29 protein-coding genes are annotated in these 26,224 nt (G+C 47.2%); 17 read left to right on the forward strand and 12 right to left on the reverse strand.

Annotation, left to right across the window (positions count from 1 at the left end; genetic code table 11):
- Nucleotides 1-140: 140 nt before the first annotated feature.
- Complete coding sequence (psb30, locus tag ACQ4M5_RS27860) at nt 141-269, reverse strand: photosystem II reaction center protein Ycf12/Psb30 (protein ID WP_068382178.1); 129 nt, start codon at nt 267-269, stop codon at nt 141-143.
- Between the two features lie 224 nt (nt 270-493).
- On the opposite strand from psb30, the gene ACQ4M5_RS27865 reads away from it, so the two are divergent.
- The 5 genes from ACQ4M5_RS27865 (at nt 494) to ACQ4M5_RS27885 (ending at nt 6,318) form a co-directional block, all read left to right on the forward strand.
- The gene (locus ACQ4M5_RS27865) at nt 494-1,198 is read left to right on the forward strand and encodes a response regulator (protein ID WP_430679018.1); all 705 of its coding nucleotides are present in this window, start codon (nt 494-496) and stop codon (nt 1,196-1,198) included.
- The gene (locus ACQ4M5_RS27870; protein WP_430679019.1) at nt 1,195-2,319 is read left to right on the forward strand and encodes a sensor histidine kinase; all 1,125 of its coding nucleotides are present in this window, start codon (nt 1,195-1,197) and stop codon (nt 2,317-2,319) included. The genes ACQ4M5_RS27865 and ACQ4M5_RS27870 overlap by 4 nt, the downstream gene beginning before the upstream one ends.
- 209 nt (nt 2,320-2,528) lie before the next feature.
- Nucleotides 2,529-3,338: an alpha/beta fold hydrolase gene (locus tag ACQ4M5_RS27875; RefSeq protein WP_430679020.1), complete on the forward strand. Its 810-nt coding sequence runs from the start codon at nt 2,529-2,531 to the stop codon at nt 3,336-3,338.
- A gap of 191 nt (nt 3,339-3,529) precedes the next feature.
- The gene (locus ACQ4M5_RS27880; RefSeq protein WP_430679021.1) at nt 3,530-5,332 is read left to right on the forward strand and encodes a TolC family protein; all 1,803 of its coding nucleotides are present in this window, start codon (nt 3,530-3,532) and stop codon (nt 5,330-5,332) included.
- A gap of 74 nt (nt 5,333-5,406) precedes the next feature.
- Nucleotides 5,407-6,318 (forward strand): M23 family metallopeptidase, encoded by a 912-nt coding sequence (locus ACQ4M5_RS27885; RefSeq protein ID WP_430679022.1) that lies wholly within the window; start codon nt 5,407-5,409, stop codon nt 6,316-6,318.
- On the opposite strand, the gene ACQ4M5_RS27890 is transcribed toward ACQ4M5_RS27885, so the two are convergent.
- Both ACQ4M5_RS27890 and ACQ4M5_RS27895 read right to left on the reverse strand, forming a co-directional pair.
- Nucleotides 6,315-7,310, reverse strand: a complete 996-nt coding sequence (locus ACQ4M5_RS27890) for a pentapeptide repeat-containing protein (RefSeq protein WP_430679023.1) — start codon at nt 7,308-7,310, stop codon at nt 6,315-6,317. The genes ACQ4M5_RS27885 and ACQ4M5_RS27890 overlap by 4 nt on opposite strands.
- A 13-nt stretch (nt 7,311-7,323) precedes the next feature.
- Nucleotides 7,324-8,340, reverse strand: a complete 1,017-nt coding sequence (locus ACQ4M5_RS27895) for a hypothetical protein (RefSeq protein ID WP_430679024.1) — start codon at nt 8,338-8,340, stop codon at nt 7,324-7,326.
- Between the two features lie 99 nt (nt 8,341-8,439).
- On the opposite strand from ACQ4M5_RS27895, the gene ACQ4M5_RS27900 reads away from it, so the two are divergent.
- The 4 genes from ACQ4M5_RS27900 to ACQ4M5_RS27915 all read left to right on the forward strand — a co-directional run bounded on the left by ACQ4M5_RS27900 (nt 8,440) and on the right by ACQ4M5_RS27915 (nt 10,654).
- Nucleotides 8,440-8,763 (forward strand): 2Fe-2S iron-sulfur cluster-binding protein, encoded by a 324-nt coding sequence (locus ACQ4M5_RS27900; RefSeq protein WP_430679025.1) that lies wholly within the window; start codon nt 8,440-8,442, stop codon nt 8,761-8,763.
- A complete protein-coding gene (locus ACQ4M5_RS27905; protein WP_430679026.1) occupies nt 8,760-8,927 on the forward strand; it encodes a hypothetical protein in 168 nt (55 codons plus the stop codon). Before ACQ4M5_RS27900 ends, ACQ4M5_RS27905 begins: the two co-directional genes overlap by 4 nt.
- On the forward strand, nt 8,920-9,975 hold the full coding sequence (locus tag ACQ4M5_RS27910; RefSeq protein ID WP_430679027.1) for a DUF3326 domain-containing protein: 1,056 nt from the start codon (nt 8,920-8,922) through the stop codon (nt 9,973-9,975). The genes ACQ4M5_RS27905 and ACQ4M5_RS27910 overlap by 8 nt, the downstream gene beginning before the upstream one ends.
- 82 nt (nt 9,976-10,057) lie before the next feature.
- Nucleotides 10,058-10,654 carry a CPBP family intramembrane glutamic endopeptidase gene (locus ACQ4M5_RS27915; protein ID WP_430679028.1) on the forward strand — a complete coding sequence of 199 codons (597 nt, stop codon included), beginning with the start codon at nt 10,058-10,060 and terminating at the stop codon, nt 10,652-10,654.
- Nucleotides 10,655-10,700: 46 nt separating this feature from the next.
- Here ACQ4M5_RS27915 and ACQ4M5_RS27920 read toward each other — a convergent pair whose 3' ends face one another.
- Nucleotides 10,701-11,039: a hypothetical protein gene (locus ACQ4M5_RS27920; RefSeq protein WP_430679029.1), complete on the reverse strand. Its 339-nt coding sequence runs from the start codon at nt 11,037-11,039 to the stop codon at nt 10,701-10,703.
- Between the two features lie 507 nt (nt 11,040-11,546).
- Between ACQ4M5_RS27920 and ACQ4M5_RS27925 the strand changes: the two genes are divergently transcribed.
- Genes ACQ4M5_RS27925 through ACQ4M5_RS27935 form a run of 3 tightly spaced genes read left to right on the forward strand, consistent with a single transcriptional unit; the run spans nt 11,547 to nt 12,616 of the window.
- A complete protein-coding gene (locus ACQ4M5_RS27925) occupies nt 11,547-11,897 on the forward strand; it encodes a YkgJ family cysteine cluster protein (protein ID WP_430679030.1) in 351 nt (116 codons plus the stop codon).
- Between the two features lie 59 nt (nt 11,898-11,956).
- Nucleotides 11,957-12,316: a TMEM165/GDT1 family protein gene (locus ACQ4M5_RS27930; protein WP_430679031.1), complete on the forward strand. Its 360-nt coding sequence runs from the start codon at nt 11,957-11,959 to the stop codon at nt 12,314-12,316.
- Entirely contained in the window at nt 12,317-12,616 is a 300-nt protein-coding gene (locus ACQ4M5_RS27935; RefSeq protein WP_430679032.1) for a TMEM165/GDT1 family protein, read from the forward strand. It begins immediately after the preceding gene.
- A gap of 58 nt (nt 12,617-12,674) precedes the next feature.
- Here the strand turns inward: ACQ4M5_RS27935 and ACQ4M5_RS27940 are convergent, their stop codons facing one another.
- Nucleotides 12,675-13,145, reverse strand: a complete 471-nt coding sequence (locus ACQ4M5_RS27940) for a DUF4149 domain-containing protein (RefSeq protein WP_430679033.1) — start codon at nt 13,143-13,145, stop codon at nt 12,675-12,677.
- A gap of 497 nt (nt 13,146-13,642) precedes the next feature.
- Between ACQ4M5_RS27940 and ACQ4M5_RS27945 the strand changes: the two genes are divergently transcribed.
- Nucleotides 13,643-14,227, forward strand: a complete 585-nt coding sequence (locus ACQ4M5_RS27945) for a DUF2808 domain-containing protein (RefSeq protein ID WP_430679034.1) — start codon at nt 13,643-13,645, stop codon at nt 14,225-14,227.
- Here the strand turns inward: ACQ4M5_RS27945 and ACQ4M5_RS27950 are convergent.
- Complete coding sequence (locus tag ACQ4M5_RS27950; protein WP_430679035.1) at nt 14,224-14,577, reverse strand: phenylpyruvate tautomerase MIF-related protein; 354 nt, start codon at nt 14,575-14,577, stop codon at nt 14,224-14,226. The genes ACQ4M5_RS27945 and ACQ4M5_RS27950 overlap by 4 nt on opposite strands.
- A gap of 141 nt (nt 14,578-14,718) precedes the next feature.
- Here ACQ4M5_RS27950 and ACQ4M5_RS27955 point away from each other — a divergent pair, with 141 nt between their 5' ends.
- Nucleotides 14,719-15,135 carry a hypothetical protein gene (locus ACQ4M5_RS27955; RefSeq protein ID WP_430679036.1) on the forward strand — a complete coding sequence of 139 codons (417 nt, stop codon included), beginning with the start codon at nt 14,719-14,721 and terminating at the stop codon, nt 15,133-15,135.
- Nucleotides 15,136-15,234: 99 nt separating this feature from the next.
- Here ACQ4M5_RS27955 and gltD read toward each other — a convergent pair whose 3' ends face one another.
- Nucleotides 15,235-16,713 carry a glutamate synthase small subunit gene (gene gltD, locus ACQ4M5_RS27960; protein WP_430679037.1) on the reverse strand — a complete coding sequence of 493 codons (1,479 nt, stop codon included), beginning with the start codon at nt 16,711-16,713 and terminating at the stop codon, nt 15,235-15,237.
- 144 nt (nt 16,714-16,857) lie between these two features.
- A complete protein-coding gene (gene gltB / locus ACQ4M5_RS27965) occupies nt 16,858-21,447 on the reverse strand; it encodes a glutamate synthase large subunit (RefSeq protein WP_430679038.1) in 4,590 nt (1,529 codons plus the stop codon).
- A 251-nt stretch (nt 21,448-21,698) separates the two neighbouring features.
- Here gltB and ACQ4M5_RS27970 point away from each other — a divergent pair, with 251 nt between their 5' ends.
- Entirely contained in the window at nt 21,699-22,169 is a 471-nt protein-coding gene (locus ACQ4M5_RS27970) for a DUF4383 domain-containing protein (protein ID WP_430679039.1), read from the forward strand.
- A gap of 14 nt (nt 22,170-22,183) precedes the next feature.
- Here the strand turns inward: ACQ4M5_RS27970 and ACQ4M5_RS27975 are convergent, their stop codons facing one another.
- A complete protein-coding gene (locus ACQ4M5_RS27975; protein ID WP_430679040.1) occupies nt 22,184-22,861 on the reverse strand; it encodes a tetratricopeptide repeat protein in 678 nt (225 codons plus the stop codon).
- A gap of 153 nt (nt 22,862-23,014) precedes the next feature.
- Between ACQ4M5_RS27975 and ACQ4M5_RS27980 the strand changes: the two genes are divergently transcribed.
- A complete protein-coding gene (locus ACQ4M5_RS27980; RefSeq protein WP_430679042.1) occupies nt 23,015-23,293 on the forward strand; it encodes an NIL domain-containing protein in 279 nt (92 codons plus the stop codon).
- Here ACQ4M5_RS27980 and ACQ4M5_RS27985 read toward each other — a convergent pair.
- The gene (locus tag ACQ4M5_RS27985; protein ID WP_430679043.1) at nt 23,236-24,420 is read right to left on the reverse strand and encodes an AbrB family transcriptional regulator; all 1,185 of its coding nucleotides are present in this window, start codon (nt 24,418-24,420) and stop codon (nt 23,236-23,238) included. The genes ACQ4M5_RS27980 and ACQ4M5_RS27985 overlap by 58 nt on opposite strands.
- Nucleotides 24,421-24,483: 63 nt before the next feature.
- On the opposite strand from ACQ4M5_RS27985, the gene ACQ4M5_RS27990 reads away from it, so the two are divergent.
- A complete protein-coding gene (locus ACQ4M5_RS27990; protein ID WP_430679044.1) occupies nt 24,484-25,212 on the forward strand; it encodes an SDR family NAD(P)-dependent oxidoreductase in 729 nt (242 codons plus the stop codon).
- 197 nt (nt 25,213-25,409) lie between these two features.
- Here the strand turns inward: ACQ4M5_RS27990 and ACQ4M5_RS27995 are convergent, their stop codons facing one another.
- The gene (locus tag ACQ4M5_RS27995; RefSeq protein ID WP_430679045.1) at nt 25,410-25,769 is read right to left on the reverse strand and encodes a DUF1818 family protein; all 360 of its coding nucleotides are present in this window, start codon (nt 25,767-25,769) and stop codon (nt 25,410-25,412) included.
- Nucleotides 25,766-26,215, reverse strand: a complete 450-nt coding sequence (locus ACQ4M5_RS28000) for a hypothetical protein (RefSeq protein ID WP_430679046.1) — start codon at nt 26,213-26,215, stop codon at nt 25,766-25,768. The genes ACQ4M5_RS27995 and ACQ4M5_RS28000 overlap by 4 nt, the downstream gene beginning before the upstream one ends.
- Between the last annotated feature and the right edge of the window lie 9 nt (nt 26,216-26,224).

Genomic DNA, 26,224 nt, shown 5'->3' on the forward strand with positions numbered 1-26,224 from the left:
TTGCAAGTTCTGATTCTGCGATCGATCGAGTTGCACAGCAGTTCCACACATGAAAAAGCCCGATCGCTAAACACGATCGAGCCTTGGAGCTACTCTCTCTTAAACCTGATAAAACTTTGATGTCACACTAATCGAAGATCTTACAAATCGCCGCCTCGAAACGCCAACAAGAAAATGACCACTGGACCTGCCAACATGATCATGGCAATCAAAGTCAATTGAACGATCGCTTCAAAGTTAACATCGTTCAGAAAACTTAAAAACTCCATCTGTTCCCCCCGTTTGCGTTTAGCCCTAATAGAAATTTGTGAAGCTTCGATACAAGTTATTTTATCGGTCGATCGCTGCGTTCTTAAGGATGTTTACAAAACTCCATAATCTGAAACACGATCACGATAAAAGTTCTTGAGTTGAAAAATTCCGACCTTCTTCGAGTTGTCAAATTGATACACTCAGAGCTATACCAGTTGTGACCTTCTAGCGCCCGGTGACTATGGAAATCTTGATTGTCGAAGACGAAGCCGAAATCGCCCAACTGATTCAACTTTACCTTGAAAAAGAAGGCTTTTCTTGTCGAACTTGTCGCGATGGCATTTCCGCTTTACAAGTCTTCCAAGAGCAAAAACCGGATCTGATTATTCTCGATTTGATGATTCCAGGACTTGATGGACTGGAGGTTTGTGCCCGTGTCCGCCAAAAACCAGGAGCCAAAGATCCATTCATTCTGATGCTGACCGCGAAAGGGGAAGAAATCGATCGAATTATCGGACTTTCGACGGGCGCGGACGATTATATGGTGAAGCCCTTTAGCCCGAAGGAATTGGTAGCACGAGTTCGGGCACTTTTGCGGCGAACTATGCGACAAGGCGGACAATCTCAGGTGTATCGAACGCAGAATTTTGTTTTAGATGTAGATCAGCGATCGGCATCTCGACAAAAGGACGATCGAACGGAGCCTTTAGATTTGACCACGCTCGAATTCGATTTGCTCTCCACGTTTATGAGCTATCCAGGACGAGTTTGGAATCGCACTCAATTAATCGATAAACTCTGGGGCAGTAACTTTTTTGGCGATGAACGAGTCGTCGATACCCACGTCGCACGATTAAGAAAGAAAATCGAACCCGACCCAGCCAATCCAACCTTTGTTAAAACGGTAATCGGAGTCGGCTACAAATTTGAAGACACTGCCGCATGAGTAAACCCAACCTCCGAACCCGTCTATTTTTGTCCCACATGATCGTGATGGTGGTTGGGATTAGCACCCTCCTGACCGTTGGAAAAGTCTACTCGCCGCGATTGTTTCTGGTGCATCTAGAACAGTTGCAGGGCATTGATTTTAGTGTCGTTCGGATGAAAGGGCGACTGGTCGATGGGTTTGAATCGGCTTGGAGTCGGGGCGCATTCTGGTCGGTGATTGTCGGGGGCACGACCGCGATCGGGCTAAGTTACTGGGTGTCGAAACGCATCATGCAGCCTTTGATTCAAATGGAGGAAATCACTCAGCGATTTGCGTCGGGTCACATGGAAGAACGGGTTCCTGAGAACGAAATTCCTGAACTGAATCGATTAGCGGAAAGCTTTAACCGCATGGCTCAAGATCTTGAAGGAGTAGAGCAACGCAGACGAGATTTAGTCGGGGATTTAACTCACGAACTGCGGACTCCTTTGACCGTACTCGAAGGCTATTTAGAAGGATTGGCAGACGGCACGATCGAGCCATCTCCTGACATTTATCAACGTCTTGCCAGAGAAACCGTTCGCCTGCGTCGATTAGTCAACGATCTTCAAGAACTCTCGAAAGCGGAAGCAGGCTATTTACCGATTCAACTCCAACCGCTGCAAATTCGTCCCTTATTAGTGTCGATCGTTGAAAAATTCTCAGATCAATTAATGGACGATAGCCCAACGCTCAAATTGGATTGTCCCGAATCGTTGCCTTCTGCGATGGCGGATTCTGAAAGAGTTGAACAAGTCTTAATGAACTTAGTCGGAAACGCCCTGCGCTACACCTCCAAAGGCAGTATTACGTTACGAGCTTGGACAGAATCCGACAAATTATGGATCGCAGTCGAAGATACGGGACAGGGAATCAAAGCCGAAGATTTGCCGCATGTATTTGAGCGATTTTGGCGATCGGATCGATCCCGCGATCGCACTTCAGGCGGAACCGGGATCGGACTTGCCATCTCGCGCCGCCTTGTCGAACTCCAAAAAGGCTCGATCGAGGTCGAAAGTGAATTCGGCAAAGGCAGTACCTTTCGATTCTGTTTACCGATCGTTCCTGAAAAATCTAAACTTCTGTCTCTACGAGAATAGAGATACTGTCATTTTCTTGTCATTTCATTGTGATAAGCCAGTCAAACGAGTTCTCTAAAATAACAGAGTCACAAACTCCCACCCCCCTCTGTTATGGTTCCTATAGCTCTTGTCGTGTTGATCATTGGCGCAATTACGCTTGGGGGACTCGCCTCAATGCGCTATTTATTTCCGCAGAGTCATCGTCCTTATCGCACCCGAAAACTTAGATGACGCGATCGACCGCCCTTTCCGACTTAGACGGATCACCGATCAAACTCGGCAAAGTTACACTCCAAGTTGCTCATTCTCCAGGGACATCTCCCGCGATCGTCTTCGTTCACGGCGGATTAGGCAGTCGATTAAATTGGTGCTTACAGTGGGAGTATTTCCAGTCCCAGGGTCAAGAAGTTCTCACGTATGATTTAGCCGGACACGGACAATCTGGACGCTACAGCCGCTACTCGGTCGGACGACATCGCCGCGATCTGACTCGCCTCATTCACCATTTCAAGCTGCATCGTCCGATTCTCTGCTGTCATAGTTACGGAGTCCCAGTTGGATTAGAGTGGGCAAGACGACACGCCGCTACTGCACTAATCGCGATCGGAGGCGGAACTCACAATCTCACGCCTTGGTGGGAAATTCCGTTAATTAAATTCTTCGCGATCGGCGGTCATCATCTTTACCGCTGGCAATTTGTCCAAGAGTTTTTGCGATCGCTGATGGTATCGAATGAAGCAATGGCAGAATTTCACGATCGCAATCCAGTCCCAAGTGATGCTCATCCGTATGAAGCGATCGAAGCCTTTTGGGGCTATAACGCTCAACATCATCCGCTAAAATGTCCCGTCACGGTGATTACAGGCGGGGATGATCCGATGTTTCCTCCTGCAATGGGTCACGAATGGTTAGCCAATTTGTTGCATGACCAACCCCAGAGCCAGCACATTACTGTTCCGAAAGTGGGGCATTTAGTTATGGCAGAAGCTCCAGAAATCGTGAATCAAGCGATCTCTAATTGGATCAATGTTGATTAAATCCAGTATCGATTCGCACCACAACCATTACAGCAAGCTCGATTTGGCGGTAGTACGTATCTGAAGAAACTCCAAAATTTTGTCGATCGACCTCTAGAAGCGGTATTCTGCTTAAGACTGAACAAATCTAAACGAGTGTGCTAAAACACAGTTCAGATTTGATTGTGATTGCGTGGGCGAACCGAAATCGTATGAAACCGTCTTTTGAATTACTCGCTTTAGGTGTGGGAGTGTGGTTGAGCGTTGGAACGATGGGAGCGGCATCTGCCAATCCTGTCCCCAAACCAGACGAATCGGACTCCTCCCCGCCAAATATCACGAACTCTCGTTCTGCTGCGACTCCGTTAACTTTGAGCGCACATCGCGACACCGATGGCGATCCAACTCCACCCTTTGCGTTAACGGCACTGCAAAAACCGTCCGCGCTGATCCCTAAACCCAGCGCACCCGATACGATCGCACAAGCGGTTCCCATCCGCAAACCGACCGCCGCCAAACCAACTACGGCTCAAGGCACTCCTTCTGCCCCTCTGCCCACGACCGGATCACCGACTCCTTCTAGTACTCCTGCTCCCACCAATCCCACTGGCGCACCCGCAACGCCTAGCGCCCAGCCCCCGACTCCCCTCACGCCAGGAACCGGAGGAGCCAATCAACTCGTTCCCGTTCCTCCCGGTCTTGAACCGTCTCCAAACCGTCTCCAGTTCCCAACTCGACCCGGAGAAGTTCAAGTTCGTAACGTTCAGCCGATTAGTCTCCAGCAAGCGCTCGAACTGGCAGAACGAAATAATCGCGACCTAGAAGTGGCACGTCTGCAAGTCGAGCAAAGTCGAGCGGCAATTCGAGAAGCCAGAGCATCGAACTTTCCGACCTTAGCGCTGACTGCCAATCTGACGCGATCGGGCAATGTTTTTATTTCACAGCAGCCCAGTCTGGCACAGCAATTCTCAGGGGTTGATCCCAATTCGACCAGTACCGCATTCAGCACAGGGCTTCAACTCGATTACAGTCTGTTCACGTCTGGACTGATTCAGGCGCAAATCCGAGCCGTCGAACGCCAATCTCGATCGCAGGAATTACAGCTTGAACAAACTCGTGAACAACTGCGTCTCGATGTCTCAACCAACTATTACAACTTGCAGAACGCCGATTCTCAGGTGGCAATTTTTGAGGCAGCCGTTCGGAACGCAGAAGCCAGTTTGCGAGATGCGAGAGCACAGGAAACCGCAGGTCTTGGGACTCGATTTGATACGCTGCAAGCCGAAGTGAACTTGGCAAACGTACAGCAGCAGTTACGCAATGCTCAAGCAAACCAGGAAATTGCTCGTCGTCAATTGGTTCAGACCTTGAGCTTGTCAGAAACGGCAACGCTAACCGCCGCTGATCCGGTTGAACCTGCCGGAAGTTGGACAATTCCGCTCGAAGACAGTATCGTTTTGGCATATCGAAATCGGGCAGAGTTAGAACAACAACTCGCACTCCGAGAAGCGAGCCAAGCGCAAATTCAAGCCGCCCGTGCCCGAAATGGTGTCGCTCTCAATCTAGTCGGCGCTTATAACTTTCAGCGATCGGGCACAACAAACACCAGCACCAACAACGCCGACAGCTACAGTTTGGCACTGCAAGCCCGCTGGAGTTTGTTCGATGGCGGTGCGACGAATGCAATTATCAGTCAGCGAGAACGCGATCGAGATATTGCAGAAGCCCGATTCGCCCAAAACCGCAACGTAGTCCGGTTCCAGGTCGAGCAAGCCTATGCCAACCTGCAAGCGAACCTGGCGAATCTCAACACAACTCAGCAGTCCGTGGCACAGGCACAAGAAGCCTTACGACTGGCTGCACTGCGGTTTCAGGCAGGAGTCGGAACTCAAACCGATCGGATTGCTGCTGAAGCGGCTCTGACTCAGGCACAAGGCAACCGGATCAGCGCGGTTATCAACTACAATCTGGCACTTGCCCAGCTTCGACGGTTCGTGAGTAACCTGAGTCCGTGAGCCATTTTGTTGAATTCCCGGCAAAATGAAGGGTGAGCTTCTTCATTCGCTGTTGTTCTCTTATAAATTGTCCTATGCGTCAATCTCTCTTAAATGCCACTTCCATCCTTCGAGTTTTTTTACTTTCGGGATTAGGCAGCTTGATTGGGTTCAGCGAAATCAGTCGCGCTCAAACTCCTGCGGCAATTGATTCGATTCCTGCGCCTCAAACTCCTGCCGCTAAAATTACGATTCCTGCGGGTGGCGATGCGTTTATCGATCGAACGGATTACGGTCTAGGGGCAACAGAACGGATTGAACCGGAAAAGGCGATCGCAAAACCCGTTCCTGCTGCTCCAAAGTCCTATGCTGCCTCTGATCCAGTGAGTGCGGCTCCGGTTGAAGTGGGTGGTTTTAGCTTGTCGTCGAGCGGAATTTCCTGGAATACGACCGCGCCCGCGAACTCGATCGGGTCTGCTTACGGCACAGTTCAGAATTATTACAATCGCACCGTTCGCCCGATCGGAAGAATCGGAAATGGTGATCTCAAGCTAATTTTCCCGTTAGCGATTCCGGCTCCAATTACGTCGATGTTCGGTTGGCGACTGCATCCAATTACTGGAGATGCTCGACTTCATACTGGAACGGATATTGGTGCGCCGCTTGGAACACCTGTGTTAGCGGCTTTAACAGGTCGAGTGATCATGGCAGAGTTCTTCGGAGGATACGGTTTATCTGTCGCACTTGAACACAATGCAGGCGCACAACAAACCCTATATGCTCACTTGTCGGAGCTTTTTGTTAAGCCGGGTGAGATTGTGAAGCAAGGAGCAGTGATCGGACGAGTGGGCAGCACCGGAAATTCGACGGGACCGCACTTGCACTTTGAAGTCCGTCAGCAAACGACAGAAGGTTGGGTCGCGATGGATGCAGGCGTTGTTCTAGAGACGGCGATGGCGGAATTGGTGAAGTCGATGCAGGTGGCGCAGGCTCCTAAAACTCGTTAATCTTCTACTGTGCCATCGGGTCGAATCATGCCTTGGACGATCGCATTTCTCAAAAGCGCACTACTCATTTCGGCTCGTGTAAAGTTCGCGTGAGACAAATTGGCTTCTCGGAGATCTGCACGTCCAAGATAGGCTTCGACTAAGGTTGCATCGATCAAAATTGCAGATTGGAGATTGGCACGACTGAGATCGGCATGATTCAATTTTGCACGAGTCAGATTTGCCTGAGTCAGATTTGCTTTGTGCAATTTGGCGTGATTTAAAGTTGCTTCTGTGAGATTTGCAGATTGGAGATTGGTTTGAACGAGTGTCGATCGATTTAATTTGGCATCTCTAAGATTGGCTTCGCTCAAATTCGCCTCAGTTAAATCGGCATCCGTGAGGAACGCTCCCGTCAAAATTGATTCACTTAAGTTTGCTTGAATGAGTTTGGTTTCTCGGAGGTTGGCATCACTTAAATTTGCGCCTGCGAGATTCGATCGAGTTAAATCCGCTCCCGTCAAATTTGCTCCACGTAGATCTGCTCCACGTAAATCTGCTCCCCGTAGAATGGCTCCTTCATAGCTGCGTTTCTCTTCTCGAAAATTCGCCCCGCGTAAATCTGCCCCGCGTAAATCTGCTCCACTAAAATTCGCGTTTCGTAAGTCTGCCCCACTCAAATTTGCATCAAGAATCATCGCGAGTGAAAGGTCTGCCCCGCGTAAATCTGCTCCACAGAAAATTGCGCCATGCAGATCTGTATCGCGCAAATTGGCATTGATTAAAATCGATTGACTCAAATTTGCGCCGCTCAAAACGGCATACGCGAAATTCGCTTGAGTCAGGTTTGCACGATTCAGATAGGCAAAAGTGAGGACGGCATGATTGAGATCGGCTTGAGATAAATTTGAGCCGATTAAATCAGCATCGGTGAGATTAATTCCTCCCAAGTTCTTGCCCGCAAAATCTAATTGACCTGCGTTGTATCGTTGGATCAATTCTTGAGCATTCATGGTGATGCAACCTTTATAGACTGGGCTTTGTTGAACTGGCTAAAGTTCTATCCGCAACGCTGCTGGTTCTAAGCGACGTTAAAAGATTTTGGCGCAACTGAGTGTAGTTTGATTTGAGCGATCGTACTAAAATCGGCACAATTTCCAAATAGGTTTCTGGCTCTTTCAAGTAGCTGGCTTTCTCGTTCAAAAGCTGCTCGAATTGCTCGATCGTTTCTACCTGAGTTAGAACTGTTCGCAGCAATCCATCCAAGCTATAGAGTTTCAAATTTGACCAATCTTGCGAACAGAATTCAAACGAGTAATAGACCGATGAAAACAACAGAATCTTAGCTTTCAAAGGATTTGCATATTTGAGAATTTCTTGACGGACATTGAACAAATCAACTCGCTCAATTTGTTCAACAACAGGATGAGAATTTTTTGTTCCATAAATTGGCTCAACTTCGTGCAAAATGCTTTCAGCGACGACCGCATATTCAGCAGGTTTATTGAGCGTTTTAACCACAATATTTAAGCCCGATCGCACTTCTTCTAAAGTTGCATATTGCTCCATCAATTCATTGAGCAATTCTGAAGTTAAAGTCTGCTCAATGATGTAAGAATTAGCTTCCCAATATTTGCGACAAGTGTAAATCAAGAGCTTTTTAATTCGGCTCACATTCACATCTTGATCAATTTGCAATGGTTTTGGAGTCGTGATTTCTGTAGCTGCTTCCTGTGCATAAATCCGCTCAAATACAGATAAAATAATTTGTCCAATGAGTGCATATTCAGCCGATTTATTCAGCGTTCCGATTTGATGAGCTAGACGCGATCGCAATCCTTCAATTGTCGAATACTTCTCGCGAACTTCTTCAATGAGCGATCGCCAATTGGCAGCATCCAGCCGAGTACTATCACTTTCCCAACGATTCCGACACACATAAAACAGCAGTTTTTGAATGCGAACGGCATTGGGGTCTTGTTCAAACTGGTGAATCACACTCATCGGCACAGGACACCGAGTTAGGGCTATCGAATCGTGCATTGTTTTCTGTCCATTCCACACCTCGATAGCATTCCCGAATCGATCAGAGGGTTAACCGAAGACCGTATAATGAGGATCTTTGACTAGACACGTTTAGATATGGCTAACACATACACCGTTGAAATCTCGCATCAAGGACAAACTTATACGATCGAGGTTCCTGAAGATCGAACGATTCTTGAAGTTGCGAACGACGAAAAAGGCTTAGATTTACCCGTTTCTTGCACTGCGGGAGTTTGTACCACTTGTGCTGCTTTGATTACCGAAGGAACGGTTGATCAGGCAGATGGAATGGGAGTCAGCACTGAACTTCAAGCACAAGGATATGCGCTGCTCTGTGTTTCTTATCCTCGATCGAACATTAAGCTCGTCACCGAAAAAGAAGAAGAAGTGTACAAGCAACAATTCGGAAAGCAAGGATGATCACGGATTTCATTACGATCGCGATTCCACTCCAAGCTTCAGTTCGAGATCTTCATCGAGCGATCGACCAAGAGTTACGAATCTTTGGAGAGCCATTACGTTGGGCGATTACACGAGTCACTTCAGAAACCGTTGAAATCGAAGCGGTGGTGACTCGTGACTAGACCCTATACGGTTGGATTGATCATTCCGACAGGGATCGGAGCCGCGATCGGGGGTTATGCGGGTGATGCGCTTCCGGTTGCTCGTGCGATCGCTCAAGTTGCCGATCGGTTGATCACGCATCCGAATGTCCTCAATGGCGCACAGCTTTACTGGAATATTCCGAATGCACTTTATGTAGAAGGCTATGGTTTAGATCAGTTTGCAGCGGGACATTGGGGATTGTTGCCAGAACGATCGAATCGAATTGGAATTATTCTCGATCGTGGAATTGAACCCGATCTGCAATTGCGGCATCTCCAAGTCGCGGATGCTGCAATTGCAACATTAGGACTAAATTTGACTGATTACATCGTGACAGATCAACCCTTGAATGTAGAACTGAGAGCGGCGAAATCGGGAGCTACTTGGGGCACGATCGAACATCCAGATAGTTTGCTAAGAGCCGCTGAGAAGTTGATCCAAATTGGGGGAGCCGATGCGATCGCAGTTGTTGCCAGATTTCCCGAAAATCCAGAAAGTGAAGCGTTGCAGAACTATCGACATGGACAAGGAGTCGATCATTTGGCGGGCGCGGAAGCGGTGATTAGTCATTTAATTGTTCGATCGTTCAAAGTTCCCTGCGCTCATGCACCTGCACTTTCTCCATTGCCGATTGATCCGAATTTATCTCCTCGATCGGCTGCCGAAGAACTTGGATACACTTTTCTCCCGTGTGTGTTAGTTGGATTAAGTCGCGCTCCTCGATTTACCGATGTTCCAAATCCTCATGCAATTTGGGCGGATGAAGTAGATGCTTTGGTGATCCCCGCTTCAGCTTGTGGGGGAAGTGCGACTTTGAGTTTGAGCCAGACGAACACTCGAATCATTGCAGTTCAGGAGAATCACACGAAGATTCAAGTGCCATCCGAAGCATTGGGAATTCGATCGACGATCGTAAAGTCTTATCTCGAAGCGTTGGGCGTTTTGATTTGCGATCGGGCGGGGATCAATACAGCATCCTTCAGTCCGGAGATGGCTTCGATTCGATCGCAAATTTTAGGAACTTGATCACCTGGTTTCCTTTCTGAGTCCTAAGTTATACTGTGAGCCTTCAGAGCTAGATTCAGATATAAACGCGATAGAGATTCCTGTGGCAGAACAAATTCCTGATACTCCAGAAATGCAGCCACTCACCCGTGTCCAAGTTCTGATCGCGATGGGTGTGACTGCCGTTGTTTTATTAGTAATTTCTAAAGTTTGGCTCCATTTCAGTACAGTTCCATTGCTTGCGGTACGATTCTCAACTCCAGCTTTACTTCAAGGCATCGGACTGGGAATTGGAATTTCGGTTGCAAGTTCGATCGTCTATCGAATTTGGGGCGAGTACCGCAAAAGCGCTGATCAATATCTCGCAATGGTATTAAAACCGTTGTTGCTTCCCGATATTCTCTGGCTTGGATTGTTACCCGGATTGAGCGAGGAATTGCTGTTTCGGGGTGTGATGTTGCCAGAAGTTGGCTTAGATTTTATTGGTGTTTTAATTTCAAGCCTTTGTTTCGGTGTGCTGCACATGAGCAATCTGAAACAATGGTCGTATGTTGTGTGGGCATCGATCGTCGGGATTGCCTTGGGAATGAGTGCGGTCTGGACGGGGAATTTACTCGTCCCGATCGTAGCTCACGTGCTGACGAATTTGGTTTCGGGCGCAATTTGGAAATTTAGCGATCGCACCTCTAAAAACTCATAAGCCCCAATTTCTAAATCAAGGATCGGGGCTTCGTGATCAATTCTTTTTAGATTACTCTTCGCAAGAATCGGGACATTGCAAACAGAATCAGGACGGCGAAAATAAAATCAACAAGATCGTAAATAAATGCGCCAATCCGAAGTCCTCCAATCACCAAGCTCTGCATACTGCTAATGCCGATGCCCTTGAGGATGGGCGTGAAAATGATGGGTGCGATAAAGTTCGCCATGAATGAGCTTAATAAATTGGCAACACTGAACGCCGCCACCAGTGGAACTGCTAGAACGATTAACACAAGTATCCAATCCTTGAAATTTCCTTTAAGTGCCAAAGCTCTCAAGGCATTTAGTAAATTTCGTTTTGCGTCGCTTCTAGATCCCGTCATTCTTATGCTCCATGATTGACTGGCTCTAGAATGCCCAATCAATCGAAAATGAAAAAGCTCCAGCGTAAAAGCTGGAGCTTCTCATTTGGTGGCGGGGCATGGATTTGAACCATGGACCTTCGGGTTATGCTTACCACTACAGTTTTCACTGCCTGAATCAATCAGTTTGTGGTCTGGACTGTCCCTTCACCCTCAGCTTTCCTGTTAGGGTGCTTGCCTAACCAGTCTCTACACCTTCCTCTTTCGAGGCTTGGTTCGGGATTACCACGCTAATGGCTTCCCCGACTTAGACAAGTAATCACATATCGGTTTCCCAATATGCCGCCCATCTAGAAAATCAGCTTGTAAGCGTATAACTGACTTTCGATCCGAGCCCGACGAGCTACCAGACTGCTCTACCCCGCGTCGTTTTTTAACCAACTTATCCAGTATAGCCCTAAGTTCCCAAAAGTTGCAATACCCAATTTAAAACGAGAAGATGGAGAGGTTCTTTTTCGATCTGCACTTATGGCGACTTGGCGCTGCGTTAAATATTGTGGGGCTTGCTGCAACCTTGATCCGAGCGATCGACCCGATTTAGAAACCTACCTCAACCCTGAAGAACTCCATCTGTATCTCAGCCTGGTGGGCGAGGATGGCTGGTGCGTGAATTTCAACAAGATGACGCGAGAATGCAACATTTATGAAACTCGTCCTCGGTTCTGTCGGGTAACTCCTGAGACGTTTGAAGAGATGTTTGGGGTGGAGCCGGAAGAAATGAATGATTTCGCGATCGACTGTTGCCGCGAACAAATCGAAGCCGTGTATGGCGATCGGAGTCTGGAACTCTTGAAGTTCGAGCGGGAAATTGGTGTATAGCGAAAATCTCCAATTGCAGGTATAGTGCTAGATAATGAAAAGAAAATGAAAACAAGTTCATGTCTTCCACGAACCTACCCGTTACTGAAACCCAGGAATTGCTGATCCTCGAACAGACCCAGCCTGCGAAAGCAAAATCAAACTTCCTCAGTGTGTTTGGCTCGACGTTTATCACCATTTTTCTCGCAGAACTGGGAGACAAAACTCAGATTGCGACTCTATTAATGAGTGCTCAGTCTCATGCTCCTTGGATTGTGTTTACAGGGGCGGCTTCTGCGCTGGTGGCGACGAGTTTGGTCGGAGTTCTGGTTGGACGCTGGTTATGTCAGAACGTTTCGCCTAAGACCTTAGAGAAGGCAACAGGCGCAATTCTGCTCCTAGTCTCAGCGCTATTGGTTCTTGATGTAGTGGGGATGTAGATGATGGACTGGCAACTCTTGGGAATTAGCTTCGTGACGGTGTTTTTGGCGGAGTTGGGAGATAAAAGTCAGCTTGCCGCGATCGCACTCAGCAGCGATTGTCGGAAGTCTACAAAAGCGATTTTTCTTGGAAGTGTTACGGCTCTGATTTTGGCGAGTTTAATCGGAGTTGTACTGGGAGAAGGAACGGCGCAACTGTTACCGACGAAATGGACAAAGATCGTCGCCGCGATCGGGTTTGCGATTCTCGCGGTTCGACTCCTGTGGTTTAACAAAGACGAAGAAGAAACGGTGCAATAGAAAAAAGCCTCCCGAACAAGGAGGCTTCTTTAATGGAGTTCACCGCATCCAAACTTGATTAGAATTCGCGCTTGATTAGCCAACCACCTGCCACGAGTTTCACCGCTTCGAGCATCCAGTAGGTAAGGTGGAGTTGATTCATTCCAGCAGGAATGTGCGCGGGTTCAAAGAGATTGAGATTAAGACCGATCGCACTCATTTGCGGAGAGAGAACGTAAGTGCAAGCGATCGTAATCGTAAATAAAATGCCTGCGAGACTGAGCGAAATTGGCGATTTCTCAAACTGTTGACGCACTAAAACCGCAGTCAAAGCAAACGCAGCGCAGAGCAATTCTAGGCGATTAAACACCCAAAAAATTCCATAGCCTGCTGTTGTAAAGTCAGGCTGCGTCATCATTCCAGCCGCAAAAAGACTCGGCATAACAACGAAATCAAGCAATACACTACTGCCGATCCAGAATGCTAAAACGAGAATTAAACGTTTATGCCAGTTAACAGAATTGAAATTGGCTCTTGAAGCGATAGCCATTATCTAGACCTATGCTTGAAATGTTCTAAATTCAGACTAACAAATCTGTCTTGAAGCGGTTGAATTGGGACAAGAAACTTAGCAAAGAATTAAACCAAAATAAAGGGTCTAGCCAAATGAACTAGACCCTTTATTTAGAACGAAAGTAATGTGAATTAGGGTGGACTAGAATCTGCAACTCTTGAATTGAAGAGATAGAAATTCCTCCTTGAAAGTCAACGGTAATGAAATTAATCAACAACGTATCGAAATCGTGGAACAATTGAGTTGCAGGTAGCTCTGAGACGGGTGACACAGCTCTCAAAGCGGTGGTGTGGAGATTGAGGAGATATCTCTTCTGTGCCATGTATTTAAATTAGCATTCCTCTCCTCGATCGAGCCTTGCTTTTAATAGTTAAAAACCGAACTTAATACAAGTTAATCTTCGCTTAATATGGTTAAGAATTTGGCTCGAAAAAGAATCGATTAGACTAAAGATATTGCTCTAAAACCGTTCTATGAAACGCTTTCTTCGCAGTTTGATTGTTCCGATCGGGATTACCTTAAGTTCGATTTTCTCTAGCACGATGATTCCTGCTCAAGCGGTTCAAGTTCGCGGCACGACTTATTTTGTGTCTCCACCGCGATTAGTGGATGCTTCTACCACTCAAAATTCTGTCTATGCCTGGAGCGCGACTTATTACTTTACGCTGGATGTTCCCGAAAATGCGGGTGAGCCGTTACAGCGAGTGACGATCGCACAAGATCGAGGAATCGATCGCGTTCGTTTCAATCTCAGAGAAACCGAAGCATTTGACGGCGATAAACGCTCGAATACTAGACTTGGTTTAGGCGAAGTCACTCAAGACGAAAAAACCAGAGCGATTACAGTAAATTTCAATCCGCCCGTTCCGCCTGGGAAACGAGTAACGATCGCGCTTTCACCGTATCAGAATCCCGCTTTTGGGGGCGTTTATCTTTTCGGGGTCACGGCGTTTCCGCAGGGTGAACCTGCTTATGGGCAGTTCCTTGGCTTCGGGCGGATCTCGATTTACGACAGCGGCAATGATTCGGTATTTTTCAGACCATTTTTCCGCCACTAACCGAAGGTCGCACCATTCCAGCCCCACATATACCCTTTCGCATCTGCAAACTCGATATAGATGCGATCGATTGGAACGTTCAAAGCTTGCTCAATCTGCTGACAAAAATCCTGGCTCATCGATTTCGTTTGATCTGGAGTCATTGAGCCAACACTTTTCACTTCGATGTAGCAAGTGGGATCAGTCATGCCACCAAAGGTCATTGGGACAGCCGCTTCAAATGCGGTCATCACATACGATTCAGGTTTACGAGTATGTTTTGCCAGTGCCGCAGAAAGTTGTTTGAGCAGATTTGTAACTTGAGCGGCATCAGGATTCGCGATCGAGGTTTGGACTTTGATCAGAGGCATCGATTTCACATCAAACACAACGAGAACGATTGTAGTTCCTGATGTGTCCGTGCCACTTGCAGAACAGGAACAGGATCTTGGACAGTCTCGATTGCGACTGGTCATACTGAAGATAGCTACGAGTCCCCAGGAGTGAACACTATGCAAGCTTCTCTACGTTGGTCTGTTTTACCTACCGCGATCGCAGCCGTCGTCGCAATGTCTAATATGGCACTGAGTCAGGTTGTCTCGATCGCTCAAAATTCGCAACCGATTACCCTAAGTGGTACATCAGGCGGCGACAAGAAAGATTCGAGTTGTGCAGGCTTTATCAGCGATCAACCAAACCATACAGTGCAAGTCACCGCTGATAGCAACTTGAAATTCACACTACAAGGCAGCGGAGAACCGACGCTATTGATTACAGGTGCAGGACAAACTTTTTGTGTCCAAGCCGATCGCTTATCGAATGGTAAAGTCGAAATTCCGGGACGCTGGACAAAAGCAAATTACTCGGTGTTTGTGGGCGATCGGGGCAGAGGGAGAAATCCTTACACGTTGTCGATCGCGCCTCAGTAGCTCACGTTGCGAACTCCTCTGGAACAAAATTCGGGGCTAATAGAATGAGATCCACTGAAGGAACCAAATCTTGAGTCTCTTCAGTGGATTTTTGTTGAATTAAGGCAAATCAGTTTCGCCCATGAGATAGCGATCGCATTCTCGTGCGGCTCCTCGACCTTCATTGAATGCCCAGACCACTAAGCTTTGTCCGCGTCGGCAATCTCCCGCTGCGAATACACCTGGAATACTGGTGGTGTATTTGCCGTATTCCGATTTGATGTTGCTGCGGGGATCTCGATCGAGTCCCATTGCATCAAGTAGCGGCTGTTCAGGACCTAAAAAGCCCATTGCTAACAGAACGAGTTGTGCTGGCAATACTTTCTCAGTTCCCGGAATGTGCTTTGGAATGAATTGTCCTTGCTCGTTGCGCTCCCACTGCACTTCGACAGTATGGATTGCTTTTACATTCCCGTTTTCGTCGCCTTCAAACTTAGTCGCTGTTCGCAGATAAGCTCGTGGATCGGCTCCAAATTTGGCGGCGGCTTCTTCTTGTCCATAGTCCATTTTGTAGACTTTGGGGTATTCGGGCCAAGGATTGTTTGCAGCACGTTCTTCGGGAGGTTGAGGCATAATTTCCAATTGCACAACGCTGTTGCAGCCATGTCGAATTGAAGTACCAACGCAGTCAGTTCCGGTGTCACCCCCGCCAATGATCACGACATCTTTTCCTTGGGCGGAAAGTTCGGGATTGGTGCTGTCTAAGACAGATTTAGTGTTTGCAGTGAGGAAATCCATTGCAAAGTGAATGCCTTTGAGGTCGCGACCTTCGATCGACAAATCACGCGGCTTGGTGGCTCCGGTACAAAGCACGACTGCATCATGGTTGTTGATCAAGTCTTCAGCAGAGATATCCTTGCCAATTTCGGTGTTGCAGACGAATTTTACGCCCTCAGTTTCGAGTACGTTTAACCGCCGCATGACCACTTTTTCTTTGTCGAGCTTCATGTTGGGGATGCCATACATCAGCAATCCACCTGGACGATCGGCGCGTTCGTAGACTGTTACCCAATGTCCAGCTTTGTTTAATTGAGCTGCCGCACATAATCCAGCGGGACCCGAACCGACGATCGCGATTTTTTTCCCGGTTCGTTTTTCGGGTGGCTCTGGTGTAATCCAGCCTTCATCCCAGCCTTTATCTACGATCGAATATTCAATGTTCTTGATCGTCACAGGCGGATTGTGAATTCCTAGCACACAGGAACCTTCACAGGGAGCGGGACAGACTCGCCCAGTGAATTCGGGGAAATTGTTCGTTTTGTGTAATCGATCGAGCGCTTCTTTCCACAGTCCGCGATAGATCAAATCGTTCCACTCAGGAATCAGATTATTGATCGGACAACCGCTTGCCATGCCGCTGATCAAGTTCCCGGTATGACAAAAAGGGATGCCACAATCCATACAGCGAGCGCCCTGAGTGCGTAGATTCTCTTCAGGCATTGGTAAATGGAATTCGTCCCAGTTGCGAATGCGATCGAGCGGTGCAAGTTCAGACGGCAGTTCGCGGAGAAATTCGATGAATCCAGTCGGTTTTCCCATAGTTCAAAATTGGATTGTGTAAGAGATTTTGATCGATAAAGGAGTGGGGAGTGGGGAGTGGGGAGTAGGGAAGTAGAATTAGTTTCATTGGCAAAAAGAAGTTATTCTTGCGTTCTATCTCCCCACTCCCCACTCCCCACTTTCCTAGCTGCCGCCAACCCGCGCTACATCTCGCACGTTTTCTTCAAACGCTGCTGAGAGTGCATCATCCCCACTTAAGCCTGCCTCTTCTGCCCGTTTCAGAGCTTGTAGAACTCGCTTATAGTCCTTCGGCATGACTTTGACAAAGCGCGATCGTACTTCGTCCCATTGTTCCAGTAGCTCTTTGGCTCGGTGGCTGTGAGTCAAGTTAGCGTGATTTTGGATCATCTGACGCACGATCGCGATGTCTTCTGGATCGTCAAAGGCTTCGATCGCGACCATTTGAGTGTTACAACGAGTTGCAAAATCGCCTGCCTCATCGTAGATGTAAGCGGCTCCTCCACTCATTCCTGCTGCAAAATTGCGCCCAGTTTTTCCGAGAACAACAACTGTACCGCCTGTCATGTATTCGCAGCCATGATCACCCACTCCTTCGACCACAGTGTTCACACCAGAGTTGCGAACACAGAATCGCTCACCTGCAATGCCGCTAATGTAAGCTTCTCCTTTAGTTGCACCGTAGAAAGCAACATTGCCGACAATGATGTTTTCTGAGGCTTTAAAGGTTGATGCTTTGTGGGGATAAACAATGATTTTCCCACCACTTAAACCTTTGCCTACATAGTCATTGGCATCGCCTTCGAGTTCGAGTGTGACTCCTTTCGGAACGAACGCACCAAAGCTCTGTCCTGCACTTCCTTGGAAATGGAGTTGTACTGTATCTTCGGGTAGCCCGTTCCAGTGGCGTTTAGTGATTTCGTTGCCGAGAATTGTGCCAACGACTCGATTGATGTTCTGAATCGGTAGAGTTGCTTTCACAGGTTTGCCCTGCTCGATCGCATCTTTGCAAAGTTCTAGAAGCACTGATAAATCAAGCGATTTCTCTAAGCCGTGATCTTGTGAAATTTGGCAATACAAGCCCACAGACGGATCAACATTGGGTTGATAAAGAATCTTAGAAAAGTCTAAGCCTTTTGCTTTCCAATGGTCGATCGCTTGTTTCGGCTCCAAAACATCAGTTCTTCCAACCATCTCATTTAATGTTCGGAATCCAAGCTGCGCCATCAGTTCTCGAACTTCTTGAGCAATGAATTTCATGAAGTTCTCGGTGTACTGTGGATCGCCTGTGAAGCTTTCGCGCAGATGTGGATCTTGAGTGGCAATGCCAACCGGACAAGTATTGAGATGGCAAACGCGCATCATAATACAGCCCAATGTGACCAAAGGCGCAGTCGCAAATCCGAACTCTTCAGCACCGAGCAATGCAGCCATTACGACATCGCGCCCAGTTTTCATCTGACCATCAGTTTCGACTACAATTCGCGATCGTAGATTGTTCAACACTAAAGTCTGATGCGTTTCAGCCAAACCCAGTTCCCAAGGCAATCCCGCGTGTTTGATGGAAGTCTGTGGTGATGCTCCGGTTCCGCCATCGTAACCAGAGATTAACACCACATCCGCGTGAGCTTTTGCAACTCCAGCCGCGATCGTGCCAACTCCAACTTCCGAGACGAGCTTGACGCTGATTCGGGCAGCCCTGTTCGCGTTTTTCAAATCGTGGATCAGTTCGGCAAGATCTTCGATCGAATAAATGTCATGGTGCGGAGGGGGCGAAATTAAGCCAACTCCTGGTGTGGAATGTCGAACTTTCGCGATCCAAGGATAGACTTTACGACCTGGTAACTGTCCGCCTTCTCCTGGTTTTGCACCTTGAGCCATTTTGATTTGAAGTTCTCTTGCTTGTGAGAGATACAAGCTCGTCACTCCAAAGCGACCGGATGCAACTTGTTTGATCGCACTGTTCTTAGAATCGCCCCGATCGTTTGTCCAAGTATAGCGATCGGGATCTTCGCCACCCTCGCCAGTATTGGATTTGCCGCCGATTCGATTCATTGCGATCGCTAAAGCTTCATGGGCTTCTTTCGAGATCGATCCATAGCTCATTGCACCTGTTTTGAAGCGGCTCATGATAGCTTCAATTGGCTCTACTTCTTCGAGTGGGATTGGTTGTTGAGCTTTGAACTGCAACAATCCACGCAAAGTAAAGTGCTGTTGATTCTGCTCATTTACTAATGCAGCATATTGCTTGAACAGATCATAGTTTCCTTCTCGAACGGCTCTTTGAAGCGTGTGAATGGTTTGAGGGCTGAATAGATGCGCCTCACCTTCTTTGCGCCATTGGTATTCGCCGCCAACATCAAGTGTATGTCCATTCGTTTGACGCTCAGGAAACGCATGATGATGACGCAAGAGAGCTTCTTTAGTGATTACTTCTAAATCGGCTCCTTCTACGCGAGAAGCAGTCCAAGTGAAATATCGATCGACAACCGAATGATTTAGCCCGATCGCTTCAAAGATTTGCGCTCCTCGATAGCTCTGAATCGTGGATATTCCAATCTTAGAAGCCACTTTGATCACGCCTTTGGTCACAGCTTTGATGTAGTTCTTACAAGCTGTTTTGTAATCCACACCAACGACTGAACCTTGAGCGATCATCGAATCCATTGTTTCAAAGGCAAGATACGGATTAATTGCACCGCATCCATAACCGATTAACATTGCAAAGTGATGAACTTCGCGGGGTTCACCGGATTCAAGAACTAGACCAACTTTGGTTCTTGTACCTGTTCGGATGAGATGGTGATGTAAACCTGAAACTGCTAACAATGCAGGAATTGGAGCATTTTGAGCATTGACACTACGATCGCTCAAAATCAGAATGTTCACACCCGACTCGATCGCTTGATCCGCTTGCTTGCAGAGATTAACGATCGATTGTTCCAATCCAGTCACACCAGACTTCGGATCAAACACGATCGGTAATACGATCGACTTAAATCCTTGCTCATTGATGTACTTCAGTTTCGCGAGTTCTTCATTACTGAGAATCGGCGTTTTTAGCTCGATCAAATGACAGCTTTCGGGTTCCGGTTTGAGCAAGTTTCGCTCTGATCCGATCGTTGTTTCAGCAGAGGTAATAATTTCTTCGCGGATGGAATCGATCGGCGGATTTGTCACCTGAGCAAACAACTGTTTGAAATAGTCATAGAGCAACTTTGGTCGATCGGATAACACTGCTAACGGCGTATCGGCTCCCATTGCTCCAGTTGCTTCTACACCATCTCGCGCCATCGGAGTCAGCAACAATCGCAACTCTTCAAAGGTGTAACCGAATGCAAGTTGCCTCTGCATCACAGTTTTGAGATCAGACTGTGGAATTTCTGGAGCATCTTTGAGGTCTGCCAGTCCTACCATGTTCTGATCGATCCATTCTTGGTACGGTTCAGCCGTGGAAATGCCTTGTTTAATCTCTTCATCTGAGACAATTCGACCCTGCTCCATATCGACCAAGAACATTCGACCTGGCTCTAAGCGACCTTTCAGAGCAACATTCTCAGGCGCAACAGGTAGCACACCCGCTTCTGATGCCATGATCACAAAATCATCTTTGGTGACATAGTAGCGTGACGGACGTAGACCATTTCGATCGAGCACTGCGCCCATCATTCGACCATCAGTAAATGCGATCGAAGCAGGACCATCCCAAGGCTCCATCAAACACGAATGATACTTGTAAAACGCTTTCCGCTCTGGAGGCATCGATTCATGAGCCGTCCAAGGTTCCGGAATCATCATCATCACTGCATGAGGCAGCGATCGACCGGATAAAGTCAACAGTTCTAAAGCATTATCAAAAATCGTCGAATCACTGCCATCAATGTTAATGACAGGTTGAGCTTTTCTTAAATCATCACCAAACAAATCAGATTGAAACAACGCTTGTCGAGCATTCATCCAGTTGATATTGCCGCGCAACGTATTGATTTCGCCATTGTGAGCAATGTAGCGGTAAGGATGCGATCGCTCCCAGCTTGGAAATGTGTTCGTACTAAACCGAGAATGCACCAACCCTAAAGCACTTTCTAAGTCGGGATCGCTCAAGTCGGGATAATATTCGCCCACTTGCAGCGGCATTAACATTCCTTTGTAAACGATCGTGCGGCAGGAAATACTCGCCGGATACCAAAACGAATCAATTCCGGTCGATCGAATCGCACTATGCGATCGCTTCCGAATCACATACAGCTTTCGTTCAAATGCCAAATCATCCTTTAGATCCGCAGAACGACTAATGATCGCCTGCTGCATAAACGGTTCACTCGACTTCGCGGTTTCGCCCAAAGTCGAATGATTCGTCGGAACATCGCGCCAACCGAGAACCGTTTGCCCCTCTTCTGCCACAATCTTCTCGAATTCGCGCCGTCCAGCCTCACGAGAAGCGCGATCGGGAGACGAATAAATCATTGCGACCCCGTACTGCCCAGCATCCGGTAACGCAATATTGAGTTCTGTTGCGACTTTTTGAAAAAACCGATGCGGAACCTGCATCAAAATGCCTGCCCCGTCTCCTGTATTTGTTTCTGCACCACAAGCGCCTCGATGCTCCAAATTCGCCAAAATCGTTAGCGCTTGTTGCACGATCGCATGAGACACTTTTCCTTTCATCTGCACAATAAACCCGACTCCACAGGCATCATGCTCGAACTGCGGATCATACAAACCTTGCTTCGCTGGCAGTCCGTATCTAGTCATTATCATTACCCTATTCAGTGGCAGAGAGAGTATGAACTAGAGCTTCGGTGAAGATATCTCTAGTTCTCTTGAAATTCTCTTACATCCTTCCGAAATACCTCAAAGGTCTTAAGGAAATCGTCAGATCTGTTGAAGAGAATTTTCAAGTCTCTTACTTAATCCTGATGGAGTTTCGATCGACTGTGGTTAGTGTTAATTAAATTCAATATTTGATTCACGAATCTTGTAGTTTTTTATTAGGTAGACACGTCATGAAACGCGGACAACTTTACGCTTTTGTTACAGGTATTTTCTTTTTATCACTGTCAATTTTAGGTTTTATTCCTCAACTACAAAATCCAATTAATGCGATCGAGGTTCACAACGGTCTGGAAATTCAATTGGGCTATCTCTTCGGGTTACTCCCAATCAATCCGATCCTGAATACGGTTTATGCGATCGTTGGAATTCTCGGCTTGGTTAGCTCGATCGGTCTGGGTGGTTCGCGCTTCTATGGTCGCGGATTGTTCCAGTTCTTTGGGGTGTTAGCAATTCTCGGATCATTGACCCCGACCAACACCTTTTTTGGCTTGATGCCGCTGTTTGGTAGCAATGCTACGTTGTATGCGGTGATGTCGATCGTCTCTTTCTACTTCGGATTTATCGATGCTCCTGGATTGCTGGAAATTGCCGCTCAACCGCCTGAGAATGCAGTTGGACTTGATAACTCGATTACTGAGTAACAAGCAATCGAATTTTATTTAGTTAGAACGCATCCCCCGATCGTTACAGATTTAGCCGCTTCTGCGTATCGGGGGTCGAATGCTTCCCAACCCAACGATAGATCTCGGATGAGCTGAAGAAACTGACATTCTTTCTGTCGATCTCCCATTGCTCTGACGATCGGTAAAGCTTGATAATAGGACTCTACCGCCTGTTGATACTGATTATCTAACAGGTAAGCAAGACCAAGATTCTCAAGTGCGGTTAGGGTCTGCTTTTGATCTCCGATCTGTTGAGAAACTGTGAGAAGGCGTTGAAACGACCCGATCGCTTTTGTGTTTTGCTTCAAGGCGAGTTGCAATCTTCCGATGGTGGTTATAATCTTGGCTTCCTCGCGCTGGTCGATTTGTTTTGCGATCGGCAATGCTTTTTCAAAAATCTCCAGCGCCTTCGGAAGGTTCTTGATTTGTACATATGCAGCGCCAATATTGCTCAACGTTGTGAGTTCTCCTTGTTTCCAGTTACTCATACGGACATCAATTAAGGCTTGCTCAAATTTTGGGAGTGCTTCTTGAGCCTGTCCTTTCCTGAGCAGTTCCAATCCATCTGCATTTAGCGCATTCGCCCTCGCATTGTCAGAGCGAGCGGCAGGAACAAAGAGAAGACAGAACATCAAAATCGTAAAACCAGTAGTTTTCAGACAAGCATTCATCCTGAAACCTCTCAAATGACTACATATTGCTTCTAGTACTACACTTCTTCAACAGAAGCATTTGTAGGGTTTGGGCTACCTTTTTTACTCGGCATCCGGTAGAATTAATTTACGGTTAACCAATCGGGTTTTAGTAATATAGGAGAAGAAGAGATGCGATCGCTGACAACGCCTTCTGAGCGCACGACTGAGCAACGAATCCGGATTCGGATTCCCAAGCATTATCATCAAGAGCCTGTGATTTCTCATCTCGTGTCGCAGTATCATCTGACCGTAAACATTGTCGCGGCGATTCTGGGTGCGAATGCGAATGGGGACGGATGGTTTGATCTCAATCTCAAAGGCAGCGATACCAATATCGAAGCGGCTTTGAGCTATTTGGATGAACTTGATTTGGAAGTGTGGCGCGGCGAAGAATCGGACGGCTGGTGAGCCGTTTGATATGCTGCAAATCCAAGCAAAATCGGTAAGGATAGATTAATCGTGAGCAGTCGAATGATGTGCGCGATCGTAATAATCTCCGGATCTTGCTGGAGGGTTAACGCAATCGCGATCATTTCTGGAGAGCCACCCGGAGCCGCCATCAACAAGCAAGATAGCCAACTCAGATGTGTCAGAGCGTGAATGATCGCAGCAGCAATTAGTCCAGCAATTAGCATCATTCCAACGGGAACGATCGCTCGTAGAACAGTTACGAATTTTAAGCGGGGATTGATTCCCCAATATTCACCGATCGTAATTCCCAAGAGGATTTGACCGATGACATTGAAGATGATTGGATAGTCCACATGAAAGAGGTCATCCAATATCGAGAGAAATTCAAAGCCCAAACCCACTGCGATCGCACCGAAAAAAGCTGCAAGTGGAATGTTTAGCTGAGTCGCAAAGTGAACGATTACAACTGCGATCGTAATCATCAAACTAGATTTTGCATAAGTCTGCCAAGGAACATTCAGCGCTTGTCCGACAAAGGTTGTAACCGTGTGAGTAGAGTTTGGAAGTGCAACATTCGCGATAAGTGGTACAGAGAAAATAACAGTTGTAAACCGCATCAATTGAACCAGAGAAACCAGTGCTATATGGTTTCCATAATCTGCCGCTAAACTGGACATCACGCCAATATTGCCGGGAGTTGTCGCTAACAATCCGCTCATCAGATCAATCTTTTCTAAGCGCGAATAGAGAACACCGATCGCGCCTCCTGCAACCATGAGAAAAATCGGCAATCCGAGCAGAATCAAGCTCTGAGAAGCAAAATTGGCTAAGCGATCGATAGGAAGCGAAAGCCCGATCGACAATCCAACAATCAATTGCCCTGCTTTTCGAGCATTCCGATTTGGTTGAATATCTGGATCGAAAGGTCGATCACCAAAATACACGATCGCGCCCGCAGCAATTCCACTCAGAATCCAAGCTGCACTGCCCAAACCAATTGCTAACAATCCGAACCCGATTAGCGATGCCAGACTGATTTCGAGTGCGACTAACAGCGATCGGGCTTGTAGCTTCGATTGTTCAACATTCGGCACGATGCAGCCTTCCAAAAACCCACAAGGCATTTTACCTGCCTGACTAGAATTCCGATGGTATACTCAGAACAATTTGAATTGTAAAGAAATGTAATGGCAACCACAGCGCTGATTGTAGGAGCAAGTCAAGGCATTGGATTAGAGTTTGCACGACAGTTCTTAGAACGAGTCGATCAAGTATATGCGACTTACCGCACTCCAGACTGTGACCTCTCCAATTTAGAACATCCGAACTTAGTTCGATTACTGCTAGATATTACCGATGAAGCTCGGATTGAAGAAGCGATCGCTAAAATCAAATCCGAAACTTCAGAACTTCAGTACGTGATCAACTGTGTTGGTGTTCTACATGATGGCGCAATGCAACCGGAAAAAAGCTTGCGTCATTTGAATGCAGATCAGCTTGTGAAATACTTTCAGATCAATAGTATTGGCGCGGCATTGTTAGCGAAGCATGTTCAACCGTTGTTAAAACATCGCGATCGCTCAATTCTCGCAACCATCTCCGCTAAAGTTGGAAGCATCTCAGATAATCAAATCGGCGGATGGTATGGGTATCGTGCCTCGAAAGCTGCCTTGAATATGTTCATGCGAACGACTGCGATCGAATTTAGACGCACTTGTCCAAATGCGATCGTTGTGACCTTACATCCAGGGACAACAGATACGAGACTGTCTAAACCGTTTCAGCGTAGTGTTCCGCCTGAGAAATTATTTTCTGTCGATCGAACGGTTGGACAGTTAATAGCTGTGATTGACAAACTACAAGATAGTGACAGCGGTGAGTTCTTTTCTTGGGACGGGACGAAGTTACCGTATTAAGATTAATTCAACGGTTAATTCTCGCTTCGTTTGGGTCGGCTAATGCCCCCTAAATCCCCCAAATTTGGGGGACTTTGAACCGTGAATAATCTTTAGAATTCTGAGGATGTTTTTTCTCAAAGTTCCCCAGAATGGGGGATTTGGGGGGCGAACTCTAAAGAGGATTCGTTGATCAAATTATCTATCAAATTGCGTTTCTAGAAACCCTCGATCGTATTCAAAGCCTGTCTCAATTCCAGCGCATTTTCCCAATATCCTTCAGCTCTGCGTCCGGTTTGAACAATCAATCTCAAACTATAAGCATTCGGAAATCCTTCAGCTTCGAGCCAAATACGATCGCTTTCCAGTTCACAAGAAATACGCTCCTCGTCCATCAATTCCTGGGCAATCTGCTGAAGGGCTTCATGCAATTGATCACTCAGACGACGAAAATCGTTCCATTCCTCTTCTGTAAGCTCGATCGCCCAATCATTTCCCCCGACCAAGCCTTTGAACTCAGAAGCCGTCGCATCCCATCCCAAACGCCAACCTTCTCCAGATTTTAGAATTCGGCTCATTGTGACGGACGAGTGAAGGCATTGACTAAGGCTTGAACGATCGCATCTCGTTGTTGGCGATTTAGTTTTTGAATGATGGCTCGATCGCTTTCAAATGGATTTTTTCGCAAGTTATCTGAACCCGGATAACCCTCAGCCTGCATCGGCTCATTGATGCCTAAATAATCCGCCAGCGTGTATTTCCAATCGAGCCGAAAATTAACGGGACGACCTTTGACAAAATAGTGATATCGAATAAGACGAGTGACCAACGTATTATTCGGATCGACTTTGCCCGTTTCGCGACTCATATACTGATTCTCAAGTGGCAACTCTGGAACTGCCTTGTACACTTCCTGCCAAGCTTGTTGAACCCGATCTTGGCGAACAGGAGCAACTTGAGCGATCGCTGGACTGACCGAAAACAAAATCGCCACCACACTCGCAAGCATTAGAAATCGCTTCATCCGTGTCAT

The organism is Leptolyngbya sp. AN10 (assembly GCF_050565645.1).
Classification (GTDB): Bacteria; Cyanobacteriota; Cyanobacteriia; order Leptolyngbyales; family Leptolyngbyaceae; genus Leptolyngbya.

Bases quoted from the DNA above. Each gene is read 5' to 3' on its own strand.
- ACQ4M5_RS27935 (WP_430679032.1), top strand. From the start codon at position 12,317: ATGATGGACTGGCAACTCTTGGGAATTAGCTTCGTGACGGTGTTTTTG.
- ACQ4M5_RS27920 (WP_430679029.1), bottom strand. From the start codon at position 11,039: ATGACGGGATCTAGAAGCGACGCAAAACGAAATTTACTAAATGCCTTG.
- ACQ4M5_RS27970 (WP_430679039.1), top strand. From the start codon at position 21,699: ATGAAACGCGGACAACTTTACGCTTTTGTTACAGGTATTTTCTTTTTA.
- ACQ4M5_RS27905 (WP_430679026.1), top strand. From the start codon at position 8,760: ATGATCACGGATTTCATTACGATCGCGATTCCACTCCAAGCTTCAGTT.
- ACQ4M5_RS27940 (WP_430679033.1), bottom strand. From the start codon at position 13,145: ATGGCTATCGCTTCAAGAGCCAATTTCAATTCTGTTAACTGGCATAAA.
- ACQ4M5_RS27955 (WP_430679036.1), top strand. From the start codon at position 14,719: ATGCAAGCTTCTCTACGTTGGTCTGTTTTACCTACCGCGATCGCAGCC.
- ACQ4M5_RS27865 (WP_430679018.1), top strand. From the start codon at position 494: ATGGAAATCTTGATTGTCGAAGACGAAGCCGAAATCGCCCAACTGATT.
- gltD (WP_430679037.1), bottom strand. From the start codon at position 16,713: ATGGGAAAACCGACTGGATTCATCGAATTTCTCCGCGAACTGCCGTCT.
- ACQ4M5_RS27875 (WP_430679020.1), top strand. From the start codon at position 2,529: ATGACGCGATCGACCGCCCTTTCCGACTTAGACGGATCACCGATCAAA.
- ACQ4M5_RS27985 (WP_430679043.1), bottom strand. From the start codon at position 24,420: ATGCCTTGTGGGTTTTTGGAAGGCTGCATCGTGCCGAATGTTGAACAA.
- ACQ4M5_RS27995 (WP_430679045.1), bottom strand. From the start codon at position 25,769: ATGAGCCGAATTCTAAAATCTGGAGAAGGTTGGCGTTTGGGATGGGAT.
- ACQ4M5_RS27925 (WP_430679030.1), top strand. From the start codon at position 11,547: ATGGCGACTTGGCGCTGCGTTAAATATTGTGGGGCTTGCTGCAACCTT.
- ACQ4M5_RS27945 (WP_430679034.1), top strand. From the start codon at position 13,643: ATGAAACGCTTTCTTCGCAGTTTGATTGTTCCGATCGGGATTACCTTA.
- ACQ4M5_RS27975 (WP_430679040.1), bottom strand. From the start codon at position 22,861: ATGAATGCTTGTCTGAAAACTACTGGTTTTACGATTTTGATGTTCTGT.
- gltB (WP_430679038.1), bottom strand. From the start codon at position 21,447: ATGACTAGATACGGACTGCCAGCGAAGCAAGGTTTGTATGATCCGCAG.
- psb30 (WP_068382178.1), bottom strand. From the start codon at position 269: ATGGAGTTTTTAAGTTTTCTGAACGATGTTAACTTTGAAGCGATCGTT.
- ACQ4M5_RS28000 (WP_430679046.1), bottom strand. From the start codon at position 26,215: ATGAAGCGATTTCTAATGCTTGCGAGTGTGGTGGCGATTTTGTTTTCG.
- ACQ4M5_RS27930 (WP_430679031.1), top strand. From the start codon at position 11,957: ATGTCTTCCACGAACCTACCCGTTACTGAAACCCAGGAATTGCTGATC.
- ACQ4M5_RS27980 (WP_430679042.1), top strand. From the start codon at position 23,015: ATGCGATCGCTGACAACGCCTTCTGAGCGCACGACTGAGCAACGAATC.
- ACQ4M5_RS27900 (WP_430679025.1), top strand. From the start codon at position 8,440: ATGGCTAACACATACACCGTTGAAATCTCGCATCAAGGACAAACTTAT.
- ACQ4M5_RS27950 (WP_430679035.1), bottom strand. From the start codon at position 14,577: ATGCCTCTGATCAAAGTCCAAACCTCGATCGCGAATCCTGATGCCGCT.
- ACQ4M5_RS27885 (WP_430679022.1), top strand. From the start codon at position 5,407: ATGCGTCAATCTCTCTTAAATGCCACTTCCATCCTTCGAGTTTTTTTA.
- ACQ4M5_RS27895 (WP_430679024.1), bottom strand. From the start codon at position 8,340: ATGCACGATTCGATAGCCCTAACTCGGTGTCCTGTGCCGATGAGTGTG.
- ACQ4M5_RS27880 (WP_430679021.1), top strand. From the start codon at position 3,530: ATGAAACCGTCTTTTGAATTACTCGCTTTAGGTGTGGGAGTGTGGTTG.
- ACQ4M5_RS27870 (WP_430679019.1), top strand. From the start codon at position 1,195: ATGAGTAAACCCAACCTCCGAACCCGTCTATTTTTGTCCCACATGATC.
- ACQ4M5_RS27890 (WP_430679023.1), bottom strand. From the start codon at position 7,310: ATGAATGCTCAAGAATTGATCCAACGATACAACGCAGGTCAATTAGAT.
- ACQ4M5_RS27990 (WP_430679044.1), top strand. From the start codon at position 24,484: ATGGCAACCACAGCGCTGATTGTAGGAGCAAGTCAAGGCATTGGATTA.